10 protein-coding genes and 1 pseudogene are annotated in these 18339 nt (G+C 59.7%); 2 read left to right on the plus strand and 9 right to left on the minus strand.

The genetic code is table 11. The annotated features are described in order from the left end of the window. Positions 1 to 1292: 1292 nt before the first annotated feature. The 8 genes and pseudogenes from ND528_RS26360 to ND528_RS26395 all read right to left on the minus strand — a co-directional run bounded on the left by ND528_RS26360 (position 1293) and on the right by ND528_RS26395 (position 14072). Positions 1293 to 2762, minus strand: coding sequence for an efflux transporter outer membrane subunit (locus ND528_RS26360; protein ID WP_263471574.1), 1470 nt, complete (start codon positions 2760 to 2762; stop codon positions 1293 to 1295). Beyond that, a complete protein-coding gene (locus ND528_RS26365) occupies positions 2759 to 5866 on the minus strand; it encodes an efflux RND transporter permease subunit (RefSeq protein ID WP_263471575.1) in 3108 nt (1035 codons plus the stop codon). Before ND528_RS26365 ends, ND528_RS26360 begins: the two co-directional genes overlap by 4 nt. A 136-nt stretch (positions 5867 to 6002) precedes the next feature. After that, positions 6003 to 9104, minus strand: a complete 3102-nt coding sequence (locus ND528_RS26370; protein WP_263471576.1) for an MdtB/MuxB family multidrug efflux RND transporter permease subunit — start codon at positions 9102 to 9104, stop codon at positions 6003 to 6005. Further along, positions 9101 to 10405 (minus strand): MdtA/MuxA family multidrug efflux RND transporter periplasmic adaptor subunit, encoded by a 1305-nt coding sequence (locus tag ND528_RS26375; RefSeq protein WP_133337943.1) that lies wholly within the window; start codon positions 10403 to 10405, stop codon positions 9101 to 9103. Before ND528_RS26375 ends, ND528_RS26370 begins: the two co-directional genes overlap by 4 nt. Positions 10406 to 10579: 174 nt before the next feature. Further along, positions 10580 to 11080, minus strand: a complete 501-nt coding sequence (gene tpx / locus ND528_RS26380; protein ID WP_016774621.1) for a thiol peroxidase — start codon at positions 11078 to 11080, stop codon at positions 10580 to 10582. Positions 11081 to 11368: 288 nt separating this feature from the next. Beyond that, a complete protein-coding gene (locus tag ND528_RS26385) occupies positions 11369 to 12046 on the minus strand; it encodes a DUF3313 domain-containing protein (RefSeq protein WP_076563101.1) in 678 nt (225 codons plus the stop codon). 129 nt (positions 12047 to 12175) lie between these two features. Beyond that, positions 12176 to 13150: a hypothetical protein gene (locus ND528_RS26390; RefSeq protein ID WP_137213506.1), complete on the minus strand. Its 975-nt coding sequence runs from the start codon at positions 13148 to 13150 to the stop codon at positions 12176 to 12178. A 429-nt stretch (positions 13151 to 13579) separates the two neighbouring features. Further along, positions 13580 to 14072 (minus strand): annotated as a pseudogene (locus ND528_RS26395) (hypothetical protein). 197 nt (positions 14073 to 14269) lie between these two features. Here ND528_RS26395 and ND528_RS26400 point away from each other — a divergent pair. Beyond that, positions 14270 to 14962 (plus strand): aspartate/glutamate racemase family protein, encoded by a 693-nt coding sequence (locus tag ND528_RS26400; protein ID WP_263471577.1) that lies wholly within the window; start codon positions 14270 to 14272, stop codon positions 14960 to 14962. A 1-nt stretch (position 14963) separates the two neighbouring features. On the opposite strand, the gene ND528_RS26405 is transcribed toward ND528_RS26400, so the two are convergent. After that, on the minus strand, positions 14964 to 15482 hold the full coding sequence (locus ND528_RS26405; RefSeq protein WP_263471578.1) for a GNAT family N-acetyltransferase: 519 nt from the start codon (positions 15480 to 15482) through the stop codon (positions 14964 to 14966). A 303-nt stretch (positions 15483 to 15785) separates the two neighbouring features. Between ND528_RS26405 and ND528_RS26410 the strand changes: the two genes are divergently transcribed. Next, on the plus strand, positions 15786 to 17816 hold the full coding sequence (locus tag ND528_RS26410) for an Ig-like domain-containing protein (RefSeq protein WP_263471579.1): 2031 nt from the start codon (positions 15786 to 15788) through the stop codon (positions 17814 to 17816). Positions 17817 to 18339 lie beyond the last annotated feature (523 nt).

Raw genomic sequence — 18339 nt, forward strand, 5'->3', positions numbered from 1 at the left:
GGGAGCGAGCCTGCTCGCGAAGGCGTCGGCACAGCCACCATCGTAGTTGCCTGACCCACCGCTTTCGCGAGCAAGCTCGCTCCCACAATTTTCAGCGTCCAGCCACCCTTCATCATTCGAACGCGAATCCCTGTGGGAGCGAGCCTGCTCGCGAAGGCGCAGGTACAGCCACCATCTTAGTTGCCTGACCCACCGCTTTCGCGAGCAAGCTCGCTCCCACAATTTTCAGCGTCCAGCCACCCTTCACCCTTCGAACGCGAATCCCTGTGGGAGCGAGCCTGCTCGCGAAGGCGCAGGTACAGCCACCATCGTAGTTGCCTGACCCACCGCTTTCGCGAGCAGGCTCGCTCCCACAATTTTCAGCGTCCAGCCACCCTTCACCCTTCGAACGCGAATCCCTGTGGGAGCGAGCTTGCTCGCGAAGGCGCAGGTACAGCCACCATCGTAGTTGCCTGACCCACCGCTTTCGCGAGCAGGCTCGCTCCCACAATTTTCAGCGTCCAGCCACCCTTCACCCTTCGAACGCGAATCCCTGTGGGAGCGAGCTTGCTCGCGAAGGCGCCGGCACAGCCACCATCGTAGTTGCCTGACCCACCGCTTTCGCGAGCAGGCTCGCTCGCACAATTTTCAGCGTCCAGCCACCCTTCACCATTCGAACGCGAATCCCTGTGGGAGCGAGCCTGCTCGCGAAGGCGCCGGCACAGCCACCATCGAGTTGCCTGACCCACCGCTTTCGCGAGCAGGCTCGCTCCCACAATTTTCAGCGTCCAGCCACCCTTCATCATACGAACGCGAATCCCTGTGGGAGCGAGCCTGCTCGCGAAGGCGCCGGCACAGCCACCATCGTAGTTGCCTGCCCCACCGCTTTCGCGAGCAGGCTCGCTCGCACAATTTTCAGCGTCCAGCCACACTTCACCCTTCGAACGCGAATCCCTGTGGGAGCGAGCTTGCTCGCGAATGCGTCGGCACAGCCACCATCGTAGTTGCCTGACCCACCGCTTTCGCGAGCAAGCTCGCTCGCACAATTTTCAGCGTCCAGCCACCCTTCACCCTTCGAACGCGAATCCCTGTGGGAGCGAGCCTGCGCGAAGGCGTCGGCACAGCCACCATCGAGTTGCCTGACCCACCGCTTTCGCGAGCAAGCTCGCTCCCACAATTTTCAGCGTCCAGCCACCCTTCACCCTTCGAACGCGAATCCCTGTGGGAGCGAGCTTGCTCGCGAATGCGTCGGCACATTCAACATCTCGCTCGACTGACCCACCGCTTTCGCGAGCAAGCGCGCTCCCACAGGTTCAGCGATTATCACTGACGTCCAGTTGCCCATCCCAGCCGCCGCCCAGTGCGGCGATCAGTTGCACGCTGGCAATCAATCGACTCTGCAGAATATTAAGCACACTACGTTCGTTACTCAGCGCCGTGGCCTGCACCACCACCACGTCGATATAGGCAATCAGCCCGGCCTTGTACTGGTTTTCCGTCAGGCGCAGGGAATCGCGGGCGGCATCCAGCGCTTCCTGGCGTACCGCCGCTTCGTCTTCATAGACCTTGAGCTGGACCAGGTAGTTTTCCACCTCGCGGAATCCGTCGAGCACGGTCTGCCGGTAGCGGGCTACGGTTTCGTCGTAGGCCGCCTCGCTGCGGTCGACCTCGGCCGAACGGATGCCACCGTCGAACAGCGGCAACGACAGCTGTGGGCCGACCGACCAGAAACGGTTCGGCAGGCTGATCAGGTTTTTCGAGGTACTGCTGCTGTAGCCGCCGCTCAGGCTCAGGGTCAGGTCCGGGTAATACGCGGCTTTCGCCACGCCGATGTTGGCGTTGGCGGCGATCACAGAGCGCTCTGCCGAAGCGATGTCAGGACGGCGTTCGAGCAATTGCGAAGGCAGGCTCAACGGCACTTGCGGCAGATTCGGGATGTTCTGGGTTTCGGCGATGCTGAAGTTGGCCGGGGCTTCGCCAGTGAGCACGGCAATGGCGTTTTCAAACTGTGCGCGCTGCCAGATCAGGTCGACCAGATCGGCCTGGGTGCTTTTCAACTGGGTTTGCGCCTGCGCCACCGCATCACGCCCGGAAACTCCGGCGCGGTACTGGTTCTGGGTCATTTTCAGCGAGCGTTCATAAGCGGCAACGGTGGCCTCGAGCAAACGCTTCTGCTGATCGATGACCCGCAGTTGCAGGTAGTTCTGCACCAGTTCCGACTGCTGGCTCAAGCGCATCGCCGCCAGATCGGCAAAACTCGCCTGGGCGCTGGCCTCGTCGGCCTCCAGGCCACGGCGCAGTTTGCCCCAGACATCGGCTTCCCAACTGACGCCCAGTTGCGCGTTGTAGGTGTCGCGGATGCCGCTTGAGGAACTGCTCAGGCTCGAACTGCTGCTACCGGTGCCCTGGCTGGAGCGGGTCTTGCCCAGACTCAGGTCGACGCTGGGGTAAAACGCCCCACGCGCGCTGCGCACCAAAGCCTGCGCCTGACGAAACTGCGCTTCGGACTGGGCGACGGTCTGGTTGGAGCTGTTGAGTTTTTCGATCAAGGCGTTGAGCTGTTGGTCGCCGTACAACTCCCACCAGGCGCCACGGGCCAGCGAGTCGCTGGGATTGGCCTGACGCCAGCCCTCGGCTTCTTTGAACTGAGCGATTTCGGCAGTTTGCGGACGCTGATAGTCCGGGCCGACTGCGCAAGCGCTGAGCAGCGCCACGCACAGCGACAGGCTCAACAGGCGCGAGCCGCGGACGGTGGCCAATTGGATAAGCGAACGGTCAGTCATAGCGGAGTTTCCAGAGCGGCGTCAGTGCGCACGCCACGCCATTTATTGAAACGATGGCGCAGCTTGTCGAGATAGAGGTAAACCACCGGGGTGGTGTAAAGGGTCAGGACCTGGCTGAACACCAGGCCGCCAATGATGGTCAGGCCCAGCGGCTGGCGCATTTCCGCACCCTCGGCGCGGCCGAGCAGCAACGGCAAAGCGCCGAGGATCGCCGCCAGCGTGGTCATCAGAATCGGCCGCAGGCGTTGCAGGCAGGCGCTGCGGATCGACTCCAGCGGCGACAGGCCCTCATGCCGCTCCAGTTGCAGCGCCAGATCAATCATCAGAATGGCGTTCTTTTTCACCACGCCGATCAGCAGGAATATCCCCAGCAGGGAAATCAGGCTGAACTCGCCGCCCAGTGCATAGATCGACAGCAATGCGCCAACCCCGGCCGAGGGCAAGGTCGAGAGAATGGTCAGCGGGTGGATGTAGCTTTCATACAGCACACCGAGCACCAGATACACCGCAAGCAATGCACCGAGGATCATGAACGGCTGGCTCTTCTGCGTGGCGGCGAAGGCGTCAGCGGTGCCGGCCATTTTCGCGATCACATCCTCCGGCAAACCGACCTTGGCGATCGCTCGTTCGATGGCGGCACTGCCCTGCTCCACGGTCACGCCTTCAGCCATGTCAAAGGAAATGCTTTCGGACGCGAACTGGCCTTCATGACTGACCCGGTCGTTTTCCAGACTGTTTTCGTAATGGGCGAATGTCGACAGCGGCACCCGCGCACCGTCAGCGGTGATCACCTCGACCTGCTTGAGCGTCACCGGATCCTGGGCGTATTTCGGATTGACCTCCATCACCACCTGGTACTGGTTGAGGCTGTCGTAGATCGTCGAAATCTGCCGCTGGCTATAGGCGTTGTTGAGCACGGCGGTGACCATGTTCATGTCGACCCCCAGGCGTTTGGCCTGATCCCGGTCGACAATCAGCGTCACCTGCTGCGCCCCGGCACCTTCGCGGGCGTCGATGGCAGTCAGCTCTGGCAACGCACGCAGCGCGGTCACCACTTTGGGGAACCACTTGCGCAGCTCGGCAAGATCGCCGCTTTGCAAGATGTAGGTGTATTGCGAACTGGTCTGCTCGCGACCTCCGCCAAACTGCAGGTCTTGGTCGGCCATCAGCATCAACTGCGCCCCTGGCACCTTGGGCATTTCCTTGCGCAGGCGTTCGATGACTTTCTGCGCCGACAGCTGGCGTTGCTTGATCGGTTTCAGGCGCACGATCATGAACGCGTTGTTGGTGCCGTTGTTGCCGCCGATGAACCCGGCCACGCTTTCCACCGCTTCGTCCTTGAGCACGGCGCGGCGGAAGGTTTCCATTTTCGGCTGCATGACGTTGAACGACAGACCGTCGTCGCCACGCACGAAACCGATCAACTGGCCGGTGTCCTGCTGCGGCAGGAAGGTTTTCGGCACCACCACATACAGCGCAATGTTGACGCCAACGGTGAGCAGCAGACTGAGCAAGGTCAGACGTCGATGACGCAATACCCAGTCGAGGCTGGTGGCGTATTTGCCGACCATCCAGTCGTTGGTCTTGTGGCTCCAGCGTTGCAGGCGGTTTTCCTGGCCCGGGGTGTGCGGCTTGAGCCAGCGCGCGCAGAGCATCGGTGTCAGCGTCAGGGACACCACCAGCGACACCACGATTGCCGCCGCCAGGGTGATGGAAAATTCGCGAAACAAGCTCTCGACCAGCCCGCCCATGAACAGGATCGACAGGAACACCGCCACCAACGAGACGTTCATCGACAGCAGGGTAAAGCCGACTTCCTTGGCCCCGAGGTACGCGGCCTGCATCGGTTTGACGCCTTCGTCGATGTGCCGGGAAATGTTTTCCAGCACCACGATGGCGTCGTCCACCACCAGACCGGTGGCGAGAATCAGCGCCATCAGCGACAGGTTGTTCAGTGAGAAGCCGTACAGGTACATCACCGCAAAGGTACCGACCAGCGACACCGGCACCGCCAGCGTCGGGATCAGCGAGGCGCGGAAGTTACCCAGAAACAGGTAGACCACCAGCACCACCAGGGCGACGGCGATCAGCAAGGTCATCTCGGCTTCGTGCAGCGTGGCCTTGATTACCGGCGAGCGATCCATGGCCAGATTGAGTTTGACGCTGGCCGGCAGCACCGCTTGCAGCGCGGGCAACTGCGCCTTGATCTCGTTGACCGTTTCGATGATGTTGGCGCCGGCCTGGCGGTTGATCACCAGCAGCACCGCCGCGTCGTCGTTGAAGAAACCGCTGTTGTAACGGTCTTCGACGCCATCGCTGACTTTCGCCACATCCCTGAGACGCAATGCGGCGCCGTCGGCGTAGTGAATGATCAGCGACTCATAATCCTTGGCTTTCTCCAACTGGTCGTTGGCCTGGATCTGCCACAAGCGCTCGCCGTCCTCGACCGAACCCTTGGGCCGGCGCACGTTAGCGTCGGCAATGGTCTTGCGCACATCGTCGAGGGCCACGCCGTACTGGTTGAGGGCCTGCGGTTCGAGCTCGATGCGCACCGCCGGCAGCGAACTGCCACCGATCTGCACTTCACCGACGCCCTGCACCTGCGACAGGCTTTGCGAGAGGATGGTCGAGGCCAGGTCGTAGAGCTGGCCTTTTTCCAGCACGTCCGAAGTCAGCGACAGCACCATGATCGGCGCCTGCGACGGGTTGACCTTTTTATAGGTCGGCATGCTGCGCATCCCGCTTGGCAGCAGATTGCGCGAAGCATTGATCGCCGCCTGCACTTCCCGCGCCGCGCCGTTGATGTCGCGGTCGAGGTCAAACTGCAGAATCACCCGCGTCGAACCCTGACTGGAACGGCTGCTCATGGTATTGACACCGGCAATCGCACCGAACGACCGCTCCAGCGGCGTCGCCACCGTTGAAGCCATCACCTCGGGACTGGCGCCAGGCAGACTGGCCTGGACCACGATCACCGGGAAGTCCATCTGCGGCAATGGCGATACCGGCAACAGACCGAAGCTGACGCCACCTAGCAACATGATTGCCAGGGAGAGGAGCATGGTTGCCACGGGGCGTTTGATGAAAGGGCCGGAGAGGTTCATCGACTCTTGTTCTCACCGCATACTTCTGTGGGAGCGAGCCTGCTCGCGAATGCGCCCTTACCTTCAACTTTGGCAGTGACTGACCTACCGCTTTCGCGAGCAGGCTCGCTCCCACAGGGGAGATATATTCCGACCGTCATACCGCGACCTCTTCACCTTCGGCCTTGGCTTTGCCAAAGCGCCTTCCGAGGCGGTCGAAGTACAGGTAAATCACCGGCGTGGTGAACAGCGTCAACACTTGGCTCACCAGCAAACCGCCGACCATCACCAGACCCAACGGCTGACGCAGTTCCGCGCCAGACCCCGTGGCCAGCATCAGCGGCACTGCGCCGAACAACGCCGCCAGCGTGGTCATCAGAATCGGCCGGAAGCGCAGCAGCGCCGCTTGATAGATCGCCTCTGCCGGGGCCATGCCCTGGGTGCGTTCGGCGTCGAGGGCGAAGTCGATCATCATGATCGCGTTCTTCTTGACGATACCGATCAGCAGGATGATGCCGATGATCGCGATCATGCCCAAGTCGTTGCCACTGAGCAGCAACGCCAGCAAGGCACCGACCGCTGCCGACGGCAAGGTCGAGAGAATGGTGATCGGGTGGATGTAGCTCTCGTAGAGCACGCCCAGCACGATGTACATGGTCACCACCGCCGCCAGAATCAGCAGCAAGGTACTCGACAGCGAAGCCTGGAACGCTTGCGCCGCGCCCTGGAACTGAGTCTGCACGCCGACCGGCATGCCGATGTCCTGCTGCACCTGCTCGATGATGTCCACGGCATGCCCCAACGCCACGCCCGGCGCGAGGTTGAACGACATCATCACCGCCGGGAACTGGCCGATGTGGGTGATCGCCAATTGCGCCTGACGTTCTTCGACATGCGCCAGACTCGACAGGCGTACCTGCGCGCCGTCGGTGGTCTTGACGTGAATCTGATCCAGCGCCTGCGGGCCGATCTTCTCCCCGGCCTGGGCTTGCAGCACCACGCGGTACTGGCTGGCCTGGGTGTAAATGGTCGAAATCTGCCGCTGGCCGAAGGCGTCGTACAGCGCATCGGTGATATTCGCCACCGACACGCCGAGGCGCGATGCGGCGTCGCGGTCGATCACCAGATAAACCTGCAAGCCTTTGTCCTGTAAGTCACTGGCCACGTCGGTCAACTCCGGACGCTGCGCCAGGGCTTCGACCAGACGGCCACTCCACTGGCTGAGCAATTCCGAGTCCGGCGAGGACATGCTGAACTGGTACTGGGTGCGGCTGACCCGATCCTCGATGGTCAGGTCCTGCACCGGCTGCATGAACAGCCGAATGCCGACCAGTTTGTCCAGTTGTGGTTGCAGGCGTGCGATCACTTCGCTGGCCGTCAGATCGCGCTCGCCGTGGGGCTTGAGGTTGATCAGCAAGCGGCCGCTGTTGAGCGTGGCGTTGTCTCCGTCGACGCCAATGTAGGACGACAGGCTCTGCACCGCCGGATCTTCAAGAATGATCTTCGCCAGTTGCTGCTGCCGCTCGCCCATCGCCGCGAAGGAGATCGACTGCGGCGCTTCGGAAATACCCTGAATCACGCCGGTGTCCTGCACCGGAAAGAAACCCTTCGGCACGATGACGTAAAGGAATACGGTCAACGCCAGCGTGCCGATGGCGACCAGCAAGGTCAGCGGCTGATGCTTGAGCACCCAGCGCAGCATCCGCCCGTATTCCTTGATCATCCAGTCGATGAACGCACCGCTGGCGCGGTAGAAACGGCCTTGCTCGTGTTCCTGCGGTTCACGCTTGAGCAGGCGCGCGCACATCATCGGCGTCAGGGTCAGCGACACCACCAGGGAAATCAGGATCGCCACCGCCAGGGTGATGGCGAATTCGCGGAACAGGCGCCCCACCACGTCGGCCATGAACAGTAGCGGAATCAGTACGGCGATCAGCGACAGCGTCAGGGAAATCAGGGTGAAGCCGATCTGCTTGGCGCCCTTGAGCGCGGCCTGCATCGGGCTGTCACCCTCTTCGATGAAGCGCGAAATGTTCTCGAGCATGACGATGGCATCGTCCACCACGAAACCGGTGGCAATGGTCAGCGCCATCAACGTCAGGTTGTTCACCGAGAACCCGGCGAGGTACATCACGCCAAAGGTGCCGATCAGCGACAGCGGCACGGCCACCGAGGGAATGATCGTCGCACTGGCGCGGCGCAGAAACAGGAACGTGACCATGACCACCAGCGCGATAGCGATCAGCAGTTCGTGTTGCACGTCGGTGACCGAGGCACGGATGGTCTGGGTGCGGTCTGTGAGCACAGTGACGTCGAGGCCGGCCGGGAGGTTGTCGGTGATACTTGGCAGCAAGGCCTTGATGCGGTCGACCACTTCGATAACGTTGGCGCCCGGCTGACGCTGGATGTTCAGCAACACCGCCTGATTCTGGTTGGCCCACGCGGCCAGACGCTCGTTCTCGGCGCCATCGACGATTTCCGCGACGTCCTTGAGCCGCAACGGCGCGCCGTTCTTGTAGGTCAGGATCAGATTCGCGTAGTCCTCGGGCGAGGTCAGTTGATCGTTGGCATCGAGCATCGACACCCGGGTCGGGCCATCGAAGTTGCCTTTCGGCTGGTTGACGTTGGAGGCACCGATCAGCGTGCGCACGTCCGACAGGTTGAGGCTGTTGGCCGCCAGCGCTTCGGGGTTGACCTTGATTCGTACCGCCTGACGCTGGCCACCAGCGATACTGACCATGCCGACGCCGCTGATTTGGGCGATCTTCTGCGCCATGCGCGTATCGACCAAGTCATTGAGCTTGGGCAGCAGCATGGTTTTCGAAGTGATGGCCAGGGTCAGCACCGGGGTGTCCGCCGGGTTGACCTTGTTGTACACCGGCGGCGCCGGCAGGTCGGTGGGCAGCAGGTTGGTCGCAGCGTTGATCGCGGCTTGCACCTGCTGTTCGGCGACGTCCATGTTGATGTCGAGGCTGAAACGCAGGGTCAGCACCGAAGCGCCGCCGGAGCTGGTCGACGCCATTTGCGTCAGGCCCGGCATCTGCCCGAACTGGCGTTCAAGCGGCGCGGTGACGGCGCTGGTCATCACGTCCGGACTGGCGCCGGGGTACAGGGTCATGACGCGGATGGTCGGGTAATCGACCTGCGGCAGGGCCGAAACCGGCAGCAGGCGATAAGCGATCAGGCCGGCCAGGACAATGGCCAGCATGCTCAGGGTGGTGGCTACCGGACGGAGGATGAACAGCCGCGAAATGTTCATGCGCCCTTCTTGGCCTTATCGGCTGTGGTCGCATCGGGATTGGCGGCAGATTTGCCTTGCAGGTGTTCGGTCGGCGAGGTCGGCACTTCGCTGCTGTCATTGACCACTTCGACTTCGCTGCCTTCCTTGAGGCGATCGGTGCCTTCGAGCACCACGCGATCACCTGCGGCGAGGCCTTCGGTGACCACGGTGTTGTCACCGTCGCTGGCACCGATTTTCAGTTGGCGAATGGTGACTTTCCTGTCGCCGTCCAGCGCATAGACGAAGGTGCCGTTGGTACCGAACTGGATCGCTGCCGACGGTGCCAGCACTACACCTTTGAGCGTGTCGGCCAGCAAATGGACGTTGACGAACTGGTTGGGAAACAGCGACTGGTCGCGGTTATCGTAACGCGCCTTGAATTTCAGGGTACCGGTTGCAACGTCGATCTGGTTGTCGAGGCTTTGCAGCACGCCGGTGGCTTGCAGCTTGGTGTCGCCGCGATCCCACGCTTCGGCAGGCAACTTGGCGCCGCTGCGGTAACGGGCCAGCACGGTGTCGAGGCTGTTCTCCGGCAAGGTGAAGGCCACGCTGATCGGTTGCGTCTGGGTGATCACCGCGAGGAACGTGGTGTCGTTGGCGGCGACGAGGTTGCCGACGTCGACCTGACGCAGACCGACGCGACCGGCAATCGGCGCGCGGATCTTGGTGAATTCGAGATTGAGCTTGGCATCGTTGACCGCTGCCTGATTGGTCTTGACCGTGCCCAAGTATTGGCCGACCAGCGCTTCGGCGGTGTCGAGGGTCTGTTTGGCGATGCTGTCTTCTTTATACAGCCCACGATAACGCTCGACGTCGACCTGGGCGTTTTTCAGTTGCGCCTGATTCTGCAGCAACGTGCCTTCGGCCTGGAGCAAAGCATTCTGGTAAGGACGCGGATCGATCTCGGCCAGCAGGTCGCCCGCCTTGACCATCTGGCCTTCTTCGAAATGAATCTTCACCAGCTCGCCGCCCACCCGGCTGCGCACGTTGATGGTATTGAGCGCGGTGACCGTGCCCAGTGCCTTGTAATACAGCGGGAAGTCGCCCTTCACCGCCGGCGCCACACGCACCGGAATCGGCCCGGTACCGCCGCCGAAGCCCGGCCGCATCATCCCCGAGCGCCCGGTATGGCCGGCGGCCGCTTTGTCGCCGCCCGCCTTGTCAGCAGAGCCGGCGGGCCAGAACTTCCAGCACAGGACAGCGATGACCAACAGGACCAGCAGGCTGATCAGCCAGCGACGGGATTTGCGGGGGGACGATTGCATGGAGTTATTGACCATTGGGCGCGTGGGCTTCTATTACGGGAGGCTGAACGATAAGCACTGAGTGGATTTAAGCAAAGCAGCTTTACCGGCAATTTACCTTCCACTTACGTTTCAAGGTGTGAGGCAAAACCCTGATACACAAATGAAAACGGCCTGAACAGGGCCAGGCCGTTAACAATTGTAAAAGCCTTACTTGAGAACGGACAGTGCCGCTTCGTAGTTAGGCTCTTCGGCGATTTCCTTGACCAGTTCGCTGTGCAGGACGGTGTCGTTTTCGTCCAGCACCACAACGGCGCGAGCGGTCAGGCCTTTCAATGGGCCGTCAGCAATGGCTACGCCGTAGTTTTCGATGAACTCGCTGCCGCGCAGGGTCGACAGGTTCTGTACGTTTTCCAGGCCTTCAGCGCCGCAGAAGCGCGCCTGGGCGAATGGCAGGTCAGCGGAGATGCACAGCACCACGGTGTTGCTGATGTCGTTGGCCTGGGCGTTGAACTTGCGCACGGAGGTGGCGCAGGTCGGGGTGTCGACGCTTGGGAAGATGTTGAGGACTTTGCGCTTGCCGGCGAAGTCTTTCAGGGTGACGTCGGACAGATTGCCGGCTACCAGGGAAAAGGCTGGCGCCTTGGAACCGGCTTGTGGCAACTGGCCGTTGACTTGAACCGGATTGCCTTTGAGGGTGACTTGAGCCATGACTTGAGTCCTTCTGTTTTTTGATTGAAAAGCATGCAAGAGGCGGAAGTTAACCACGAAATCGGCTGACGACCTATGCCCTGTTTGAAATTGTTGGGTGCTGAGCGGTGACATTGTATACAACCCACCGCAGCTTCCCTGTAGGGGTGAGCCCGCTAGCAAAATCGCTGTGCCAGGCAGCACATTCGAAACTGATACAGCGAAATGCGAGCAGGCTCACTCCCATACTGAATACGAGTCCAGTGTGGGAGCGAGCGTGCTCGCGAAAAGGCAACCGGCCTTACTGCATCATTTGGCTTCAGATTTGAGTTTCAGATACGACTGATGCAGATCGCTTGCCCAGCCATCGATCACCGCTTTCATGTCGTCGGCTTTCATCACCTGGGAAGAGTTTTCCAGCGGTTTGCCGGTACCTTTGCGCACTACCTGCGCGATGACATGATTGGTCGCGCCGTCCATGAATACCGCTTCGGTGGCCAGCGTGGTTTCCTGGTCGCGGATTCCAGTGGCCGTGCTTACTGCTGCGGCGACCAGTGCGATCGGGATCACTTCATAGACTTGCAGGCCTTCGGTCTTGCTGCTGACTGCTGTAATCGCCGGACGCACCACAATTACGCCCGGCCCGGGACCTGCGGCCAACGGCAGCGATTTGCCGAGTTCGCGCTTGAGCGCCTGATCGTAATAACTGGTGATGCCGTTGAGAGTCTGCTGGGGGATTTTCTCGGTGGCTTGCGGCTTCGGGTAGAGCTGGCTTGGCTCTACGTAAACGCTGGTGAATTTATTGATGTCGAGTTTCGGGTCCATCCAGCGCATCACCTCGGCACCAGAGGGTGACTTGGCCTCCTTCAGCTGGCTGTAATCCTTGAGAAAACCGGAATACTGGTCAGGCTCGACGGTTTTGCTGGAACAACCCACCACGCCAAGGGTGGCAATGCACAGCGTGCCCATCACGACGGCTAGCTTCATGCTGTAATTCCTTTGAGAAGGCCAAGACATTTTGCATAGGGGAGATACAGGTATAGCCAAAACCCCGGCAAATGCGATGGCCAATTGCAAAGTTCACATCCGACAGCGCGTGTGCCTCGCCAACCGGTATTACCAGGACGATGTTTCGCCACTGCGCAACGCCATCTCTCGCCGGCTATTGGCGCGCATCGCCTTGATCAGCGATACCGTTCCCACCAGCAGAATCGCCGCACCAAACAAGAAGTCGATGTTGTATAGCTGGAAATCTTCCACCGGCCCGATCAGCAATGTGCGCACCACCGCAATCCCCACCAGCGTCGCGAGAAAGTCGATCCCCGGCTCATCGCGGTAGAACACCAGCATCAGCGGCAGGCACAGCACCAGCAAGAGCAGCAACACCACGACCTTGAACGAGCCTTTGCGCTCGACGCTGAACGCGCACTCATGCGCCCCGTACGGCTTGTAGTCCTCATCGCGGATCATCGAGTTTTTCTCGTTGATGTAGTCGGCGCGGTTGTACTTCTGGATCGGCGTGAAGGTGTTGGACATCTCCATCAGCGTGGTGATGTTCTTGAAGCGCAAGTCGATGCGCTCGCTGCCCTTGAGGTAATACAGCACCGGTTTGTAGCCGTAGCGATAGGTATCGAAGGGGAACGCCGCGGTCTGGGCGTGCACGCCGATCGGCCGTGGCTCAAGTTCGGCGAAGGCGCTTTTGTTGGTCGACGAGAGGTTGCGGCTCAGCGGCTGCACCTTGACCTGCTCGAGGAAGATCGGCGTGACGCCGAACGACCACTGCAACGGTTCCAGACGCAGGCGCAGTTCGTTGCGGCTCAGGTCGTAGCGGTTGAAGGTGCGTTCGGAAACCACCAGCGAACCGCCGACCATGAACTCGCCGCGCAGGTTGTTGGTGACGCGCAAGGTCAGTTGATCCTTGCCCAGCAACGCCGCTTCCGTGGTCGGTGGGGTGCCGCACCACGCGGTGCTTTCGCCGACACCGCCAAGCTGGCCGTCGCGGTTTTCCTTGAATACATAAAAGTAACTGGCCCACAGCGTCAGCAGCAAAAGCGACGCCGTGAGACCGAGGATTTTTTTGCCCGGACTCACTGATCAGACTCCCTTCTTCGGTTCCATCGTCCAGCCGAAAACCCGCTGGCGACGGCGACTCTACCAAAAGGCCATCAGTGACCCAAGGGAAAATGCCGGATCGGCACCGAACCTAAGGGTTTCCCCGGTCTACGCCTCACTCCTCCTGCGGATGTGGCGCTGGCCCAGCGTCATGCTCAGATTGCTTGACGGCTCAGGTGATGGAGATGCTTTTTGATGCGCTGGGCGTGATGTTTTTGTGGCTGGCGGCGGGCTGCCCTCACCCTAGCCCTCTCCCCGAGGGAGAGGGGACTGACCGAAGTGTTTGTAGGACTCACGTCGACCTGAAATATCGCGTCGAGCTCAAGTTTTGAACATCACTCGGTCTGCCCCCTTTCCCCCTCGCCCCCTTGGGGGAGAGGGCTGGGGTGAGGGGGTAAGCTTTTGATCTTAACCGCGATCTCGAGGTATCAGGCTCTGCAATTGCTGAGCAAGGAAATCGGCGTCGAAGGCAAACGTATCCGGATCCTTCAACCCATTGGTCTTGCGCCACTGCCACGCGCCATCCGTCAAACCGACCAGCGAAATACTCCCATACCGCGCCGCCGTCAGCCCCATCACCGCCAGCGAAATCTGCCCGCCGCTGCCCATCACATCCGGCACAAACTCCACCGGTTTGCCGGCAATGACAATGCTCATTTTTTCCGTTTTGAAGGTCGAGGTCTCCACCGGCACGCTCGGCCCCGATGCGACATACGCCTCGCGACTCACCTCCAGCAGATTCGGCGCCTTGACCGGTTCAAGCCATTGCTCGATCTGGTCGAACAGCGCGCCAATCCGTGTTGCCCATGTCAGCTGATTGCGTAGTGAACAGTTGCTTCTTGTGCGCTTCGCTTTCGGCATAGTGGCGAAGCATCTCGCCCAGTTGCTGTACGTCGTTCATTGCGGTGTGCCTCGGAAAGGACCTGCGAAGGGTGATAGTGGCAGATCCCCGGCGCGGCGTACGTTTAGTTCTTGCAGATGCACAGTTGCGGGAAAGATCGGCGGTACAGTCAGTCGGTACTGGCGTCGAGTCTCGAACAGAAGGTAACTTCGGGCAGCCCTGAATGCTCGACACTGACATTTGCTTGAGGAAGTCCAATGCGCACCATCGGCCTTATCGGCGGCATGAGCTGGGAATCCAGCGCCGAATACTATCGCCTGATCAACCAACAGGTCCGCGACCGCCTCGGGCCGTTGCGCTCGGCGCAGTTGTTGATGTTCAGCGTCGACTTCGGCCCGGTCGAACAGGCCCAGCACGCCGGGCGCTGGGACGATGCAGCGGCGATTCTGGTGGATGCCGCGCGCAGGCTCGAAGCCGGCGGCGCCGATTGCGTGGTGCTGTGTACCAACACCATGCACAAGGTCGCCGGGCAGATTCAGGCCGCCATCAGCATTCCGTTCCTGCACATCGCCGAACCCGCCGCGCAGGCGGCATTGGATATCGACGCGCGCACGGTCGGGCTGCTCGGCACCGCGTTCACCATGGAGCAGGACTTCCTCAAGCAGCGACTGATCGCCCAAGGCCTGACCGTACTGGTGCCGGATGATGCCGAGCGCAAAGAGGTGCACCGGATCATCTACGACGAACTCTGCGTGGGCGTGATCAGCGAACAATCGCGACAAATCTACCAAGGCGTCATCGAATCCCTGACCGCCCGTGGCGCCCAGGCGATCATCCTCGGCTGCACCGAAATCGGCCTGCTGATCAAACCCGAACACAGCGCCCTGCCCCTGCTCGACACCACCGAACTGCATGCGCAGTCAGCGGTGGCGTTCGCACTGGGCGACTGACTCAGGGTTTCGACGAACCGCGCAGACGGGCCATGCTCAACGTGTCGACCCACTGCCCGTCGCGCACCGCGTAATCACGCAACAGCCCTTCGGCCTCGAAACCGAACTTGCGATAAAGCCCGATCGCCGCCTCGTTATCGGCGTACACCGTGAGTTCGACGCGGTGCAGATTCATCCAGTTATCGGCAACGTCCAGCGCCGCTGCCAACAACATCGATCCCACGCCTTTGCCCTGCCAGGCTACCGCGACTGCCATGCCGAAACTGCCGGCGTGGGCGCGGCGCATCCTTGAATAGGCTTCCAGACCGAGATTTCCGATCACTACGCCTTGGTGCAGAGCAACCAGTTTCAGCGCACGCTCGTTATCTGCCTGAAGTCGCTGACGCCAGACCTCGGTGGATTGAAATGGCATCTGCAGCACCTGCCGCGCGACGGCGGGATCGTTGTAAAGCGCAGTGATGCCTTCGAGGTGGAATTCGTTGGAGCGTTCGAGATGGATCGTGGGAGTTGGCTCTGACATGGGATCGGTCCGTGATCGGCGTGTGGCTGGTCACTCTAAACCGCTGATCTGGAATCTGGCGAGATGAAATTGTGGGAGCGAGCCTGCTCGCGAAAGCGGCGTGTCGGTCAATGAATTCGTAGCTCGGGTTGTCGCATTTGCGATGCAGGCTTACTCCCGTCAACGGACGCATAAACAACGGGTAACAAGACCGCTCGTCTGAAAAACGCTTTTACCTGTCAGATCTGACAGGTGTTTTTTTCTTCAGATTGGCATCAGATGGGTCACGCCTCAGCCAAAGCAAAACTCTCAAGGAGTGACCTCATGGATATCCAGTCTTCGGCGTTCGACAAGCTTTTTGTTTTATACCCGATCATCATTCAAGGCTGGGTAACCCCCGTGAAACCAGACGGCGTTGCTGACGGCGGTATCCCCAAGTCGCTTTACGATGATCAGCCGCAAGGCCTGGAAATCCTGATCGACCCCTGGACAGAGATGAAACACGCCGGCTGGACCATGGCGATCGATGACCGTGTGGATCTGTATATCAATGACAGTCCAACTCCCATAACCGGCACAACAATAAAGCCCGGTGAAGAAAATCAGCGCTGCCGCCTACTCTTGGTCCACGGACGGCTGATTCAGGGCCCCAATCGCATTTATTACATCGTCACCCGTGCGGGCAGCGGCAATGAACAACAGTCTCGGGATCTGTTCGTGCTGTACCACCGAAACCTGCCTGATACGCTAAAGCTGGTCATTCCGCCCCATGTAATCGAAAACGGGGTCGGGCCAGAGCAAGCGGCGCAGGGTGTCAAGTTCGGTTTCAGTTACAACAATCGGCGGCAGTTTGATCGCATCGAATTTGCTATAGGCGATACAACAGTTTTCTTCGACACGCCTACCCCGCCGACCGCCATCACTCACACACTGTTTACCGACGCCTTTCTGCGTGCAGGGGATAATCCCAGTGCAATTCTGAAATTCAGTGTGTTTGACCAACTGGGCAATTTTGTCGATTCCTCGGATGAACGTCTGGATATCCACCTCGGACGCCTGACCCTCGAACCACCGACCGTGCGGGGCATGAATGGCAACCAATTCAGTCCCACCAATCCAGAGATCCGTATGCTCGTGCCGCAGGGGTCGTTACTGCCCACTGACACATTGTGGGTGAAGTGGCAAGGCGCGACGGCTGTGCCGGAGGGCTCTCACACCAGCCCCGCAAGATTGGTCAGTGCCGGTCTGGAATTCGCAGTACCGCGCTCGGTGCTCGCATACAGCCTTGGCCAGCAGATCAAATGCACTTATTTCACAGAGCGTGACGGCAAGCCCATAGAATCGGCGGCCTTGCTGCTGGACATCCTTCCTCTACCGGCAACCGCTTTGATTACTCCAAAAATCGTCGAGGCCGACACCAATAACTTTCTGGACATCACAGCACTGGGAACCAAAGACGCAACCATTCATGCGCTGCTGCACACCTTGATTGAAGCCGAACAGCCTTGCTGGTTACGGCTTGAGGGTAAAAAAGCTGACGGCACCGCGCATAACCTGACGGTCTGGGAGGGGTTGCCGGCAAGGGTTAATAGTGTATGGATCAACCAGGGATTCTGGCCTCAGACGCTGGCGAACAGTTATGTCGTGGAACTGGGGCATGGTACGGCATTAACCGTCAAATACCTGGTTGGTGTGGCCAAGAGCAATATAGAAGCCAATGCAGTGAAATTCCCTGACCGGGTTTACACAATCAACAACGTACCAGCACTGGCTATTGATGATTCACAGATGCTCTTGCACGGGATCAAGCTCCTTCAAAATTATGGTTGGGAAAGCAAGGAAGTCGATGGAAATGTCGCTACTCGGGAGCCTACCGGCGGAAGACGTCCCTATAGTTACCGACCGGATGACCCAGCAGTGGTTTCAGTTTCCAAAGACGGAAAAGTGGTCGGACTAAAAAATGGCACAACGACGATCCATGTAACTGATGACGCTGGTTCGACAGTTTCGTTTGCCGTGGATGTGAGGAATATCTTTCGCGTGAATGTTGGTACAGCGACATACCCGGGAAATCTGGAAGGGGACGTAAATGCTCAGCGCTGGATCTACAATCAAGGAGGTGTGAAGTTAGTTGACTATCACTCTGCAATTTTTGCCAATTTCACGAATCCGTACGGTTCCATATTTCAGGGAACCCCTATTACACTTTCGAGAGGTAAGTGCTGTGTGGCGTCTGCCATCCCGCCTTCGGCCTACTATGGCACCTGGATTGGAATGCACGTCGATGGTACGTTCTGGTACTCGAATGGATCAATACTGCAGGAAGCAAGGGCAATCGCCTTTGTGCCTACATAAACTCTAGTCAATTTTTATGCGGGTGTGAACAACATATTGGGATGTGGCAATTGACGGGACCTTTCAGTTACGTTACTGCCGGATTTCTTGGGTGTGGGGTACTGCCAGTTCCGGCGCTCCCTTGACTGCTGATTCGGAGCCTTAGAGAAACCGTTTACGTAATCGAACTGAGCGGGGCTGAGTATGTGTTTCTTGGAAAAAAGAGGAAAAAGGGGACGCATTTATCTATCGGCCCCAACCACATACGCCGAACTCCAATAAAGTGCGGAGTTCCCTGATGGTGCCCATACTCGCGCTCCGACAATCATCGAGTCCTTCGAATTTTAAACTCAAGCGTTTAAAAGACACCTCCAGACACGCCTTCCAAACTACAAATTCTTGCGCCATTGCCTACAGCTACGCCAGAATCCGCCGGCTTGTGCGCTTAGGGGGCGGATTCTATTGTGGTGCGGTCGCTGACGAATCAGCGATCGGGTCTCGCAGCCCGTCGATCTCTGGACGCACAACACCCGCTGTTTTTATG

Origin of the sequence: Pseudomonas mercuritolerans, from assembly GCF_025706525.1 — a bacterium.
Lineage (GTDB): Bacteria > Pseudomonadota > Gammaproteobacteria > Pseudomonadales > Pseudomonadaceae > Aquipseudomonas > Aquipseudomonas mercuritolerans.